The organism is Streptomyces kebangsaanensis, assembly GCF_001906585.1.
GTDB lineage: Bacteria > Actinomycetota > Actinomycetes > Streptomycetales > Streptomycetaceae > Streptomyces > Streptomyces kebangsaanensis.
In genome coordinates this window covers 425284-428981 of record NZ_JUJA01000167.1, presented here as the reverse complement: position 1 = coordinate 428981, position 3698 = coordinate 425284, and the positions used below count along the sequence as shown (strand labels likewise).

3 protein-coding genes are annotated in these 3698 nt (G+C 72.9%); all 3 read left to right on the top strand.

Features of this window, described 5'->3' with window-relative positions; translation table 11 throughout:
- Positions 1–170: 170 nt before the first annotated feature.
- Genes RH94_RS36710 through RH94_RS36700 form a run of 3 tightly spaced genes read left to right on the top strand, consistent with a single transcriptional unit; the run spans position 171 to position 3519 of the window.
- The gene (locus tag RH94_RS36710; protein WP_199881136.1) at positions 171–692 is read left to right on the top strand and encodes a hypothetical protein; all 522 of its coding nucleotides are present in this window, start codon (positions 171–173) and stop codon (positions 690–692) included.
- Positions 692–2086, top strand: coding sequence for a hypothetical protein (locus tag RH94_RS36705; protein WP_073952652.1), 1395 nt, complete (start codon positions 692–694; stop codon positions 2084–2086). The genes RH94_RS36710 and RH94_RS36705 overlap by 1 nt, the downstream gene beginning before the upstream one ends.
- The gene (locus RH94_RS36700; protein ID WP_073952603.1) at positions 2083–3519 is read left to right on the top strand and encodes a vWA domain-containing protein; all 1437 of its coding nucleotides are present in this window, start codon (positions 2083–2085) and stop codon (positions 3517–3519) included. Before RH94_RS36705 ends, RH94_RS36700 begins: the two co-directional genes overlap by 4 nt.
- Positions 3520–3698: the final 179 nt, after the last annotated feature.

Sequence of the window (3698 nt, the reverse complement as noted above, 5' to 3'; positions counted from 1 at the left end):
CCGACTGGCCGCAGGCCCCGACGGCATCACCCGTCGGGGTCGACCGGGGCCGCACAGGCAGCCGACCGACCCCGCTCCCCCGCACTCACGGCCGTCTTCGGCGGCGTTGTCAGTGGTCGTGGATAGGTTCGATCACGTTCCGCCGGGGTGGCGTGGACGTCCCCTTTCTCATGCCTGGAGATGGTGCGTTGTCGGTCTGGGAGAAGTCGAGCACGGTGCGGGTGGTGCCGTCGGCGCGGCCGCGGAAGCTCGCGAAGGTGCCGTTCGTCGAGTTGGCCGACGGGCGGTTGCAGGGGGTGGTCTCCAGTGGGTCGGACATCGGGCGCGTGTACGTGTCCTCGGTCGAGGCGGGGACGTACGCGTTCGCGTGCAGCACCAACAACAACCGCCCCTGCGGCGGGGCCCGCGGAATGTTCTGCAACCACATCCGCGCGCTCGTCGGCGAGGCCGTGCTGCAGTACGGCGCCGAGCGTGTGGCCCGGTACCTGAAGGTCGAGGTCGACGCGGCGGAGCCGGACGCGCAGACCCTCACCGACGTCATGGCGGCCACGCGTCCCGCCGCGGCCGGCAGTTCGGCCGCGGCCCGGGTGTTCAGCCGGTTCCTGCGGCAGCTGGCCTATCTCGAACTCGCGCCGAGTACCGCACCGGTGCCCGAGATGCAGTGGTTCCCGACGACACGGGCGGTGGCCTGATGCGTGCCGATCTGCTCTCCGACGCCGTCGACGGCCTCGACGAGGCCCTCGCGGCCGTGGACGGGTTCGACGAGGCCCTCGTCGCCGGTCTGCTGCGTCCGCAGCCCGGCCAGACCGGTGGGCTGACCGGGCTCGCCGACGCCGTCGCCGGGACACCGCTGGCCGCGCGGGTGGCCGAGGCCGCCGACAGGACGGCCGCCGGAGCCGCAGGCGAGGACCACTTCGTCGCGCTCGCCGCGGCCCGCACCGCCCTGCTCGGTTCCGTGCACGACGCGCTGACCGCCCGTGTCGATGAGGTCACCGGCCGGCCGCGGGCCGAGGAAGCCACCGTCGCAGCGGCCAACGACAACGAACACGCGGCGAATCTGTACGCCGCCGCGCGCAGTTGGCTGTGCGATCTGGTGCGGGCCGGCTGGCAGGGCATCGACCACGAACTCGTCGGCGGGGCCGCACCGGTCGTCTCCGCGATGCTGCCCGACCCGGCGCTGCGCCGCCTGGCCACGCTGCTCGACGGCTTCGCCGCCGAGCTCGCCGCCTCCTGCCCGGGGGTGACCCTGGAGCGCGTTCCCGTGCGCCGCTGGGCCGACCTGTGGTCGCGCGCGCTGCTGCTGACGCTGCCGGGGGCGGCGCGCGCTTCCGCCGTGGCCGAGGCGACCGGACGGCTGCTGCCACTCGGTGTCGACGTGCAGGAGCACGCCACCGCCGTACAGGCCCAGGTGCACGCGGTGTTCGAGCCCGCGGACGGCGGCACGCCCCGGCTGGTGCGGGCCTCGGTCTCCGCGCCCAAGCCCGACACGGTCGTCGGCGCCGGTCTGTGGCAGCTGCTGCGGCCGCACATGTCCCTGCTGGAGGCCGTGAGCGAGGGCCGCGCCATGGACCTCGACGCGATGCCCGTCACCGCCGAGGGCGACCTGGTGTGGGACGACGCCCGGGCGCGCGGGGGCGAGCCCGCCGAGGCCCTCGCCACCGCCCGGGTGGCCCTGCCCACCGCCGCCGCCTTCGCCGTGGCACCGCTCGACCGGCACCCGGCCCGGATCGCGGTGCCCGTCCTGCTGGAGGGGTACGGCGTGGAGGAGGGCGACGACGGGATCGTCTTCCGGGTCGCCGGGTACCGCCTGGCCGTCGACACCGGTCGCGTCCCGGCCGCCGGTCCGCTCTCGCCCGAGGTCGTCGCCGCGTCCGGCGCGTGTGTCGGGCTGCTGCGCTGGGACGCCGGGGAGTTCCTCCTCCAGCCGCTCGCCGTCGAGCGGACCGTACGGAAGAAGACCGTCGCCGTGCACGCGGGGGCCTGGGCCGGGGGTACGACCGACAAGGCCGGGATCCGGGCGGAGAAGGCCGCCACCGACGCCGTCGGCGTGCTGCGTGAACGGGCGGGAAGGCTGCTGCGGAAATGACCCACCAGCTGACCCACCACACCGGCGGGGACGCCCCCGAACCCGATCCGTACGACAACCGGCGGCAGGTCCTCTACTGGCGTCTGCTGGCCCGTCTCTTCGACCCGGAGGAGCAGGCCGGCCTGGAGTCGGCGAGTCTCGCCGTGGTCGAGGACATCGGCCTGCCGTCCGCGCTGCTCGATCCCGGTGCGTCGGTCGACTCCGTCGTGCAGCGGCACCCGGAGCTGGCCGCCGAGTTCGACGGGCTGATGGCCCCCGAGCCGGAGGAGGACGGTACACGTGACCGGGCCGCCGAGGTGCGGCGCGCGGCGCTCGCGTCGAAGGTGCTGCTCAACGTCTTCGCCTCCCGTCCCGGCACCGTCACCGCCGAGCAGCTGGCCCGCTGGCAGTCCGACGCGGGCCGGCTGGAGCGGGCGCTGGGCTGCCGGCCCGGTGAGCTGCGCGGCGGACGCGGCGGCACCCACCGCATGGGCGCCGGAGGGGGTGTCAGCCCGACCGGCACCGGCGTCGGCGGCCCCACGCCCGACCTCAGCCGGCTGATCCCCGCGATCGGCCCGGAGCTCGGCTCCATCGAGGGCGATCTCGTCAGGCGCATGCACCTGCGCGAGGTCCTGGCCGACCCGCGGCTGGCCTCGCGGCTGACACCGAGCATGTCCCTGGTCGAGCAGTTGCTGCGCGACAAGAACAACCTCTCCGGGGTGGCCCTGGCCAACGCCAAGGCGCTGATCCGCCGTTACGTCGACGAGGTCACCGAGGTGCTGCGCACCCAGGTGGAGAAGGCCACGGTCGGCGAGCTCGACCGGTCCGTCCCGCCCAAGCGCGTGTTCCGCAACCTCGACCTCGACCGCACCATCTGGAAGAACCTCACCAACTGGAGTCCGGAGGAGGAGCGGCTCTACGTCGACCGCCTCTACTACCGGCACACCAGCCGCAGGACGACGCCCCAGCGGCTGATCGTCGTCGTGGACCAGTCGGGTTCCATGGTCGACTCGATGGTCAACTGCACCATCCTGGCCTCCATTTTCGCCGGGCTGCCGAAGGTGGACGTCCACCTGATCGCCTACGACACCCAGGCCCTGGACCTCACGCCCTGGGCGCACGACCCGTTCGAGACGCTGCTGCGCACCCAGCTGGGCGGCGGCACCGACGGCACCGTCGCCATGCAGCTCGCCCAGCCGAAGATCGCCGAGCCGCGCAACACCGTCGTGGTGTGGATCTCCGACTTCTACGAGTGGCGCCACCAGGAGCTGTTCGACAGCATGGCCGCCGTTCACCGCTCGGGAACGAAGTTCATCCCGGTCGGCTCGGTGACCAGCTCCGGGCGCGGCAGCGTCAACCCGTGGTTCCGGGAGCGGTTCAAGGACCTCGGCACGCCGGTGATCTCCGGCCACATCAAGAAGCTCGTGCACGAACTCAAGACGTTTCTCACCTGATCACCTCTGATCACCCCTGATCGCCCCCATCTCGCCTGATCACCGGACGTGCGTCCACGTCACGTTGTGATCACCCCTGCGATCACCTCTGCCCTCACCTTCCGGAAAGGCCCTTCCTCATGTCCGACCTGCTGCGCGCCCCCGCCGAGATCAAGTACGCCGAGGAGCTCGACTGGCTG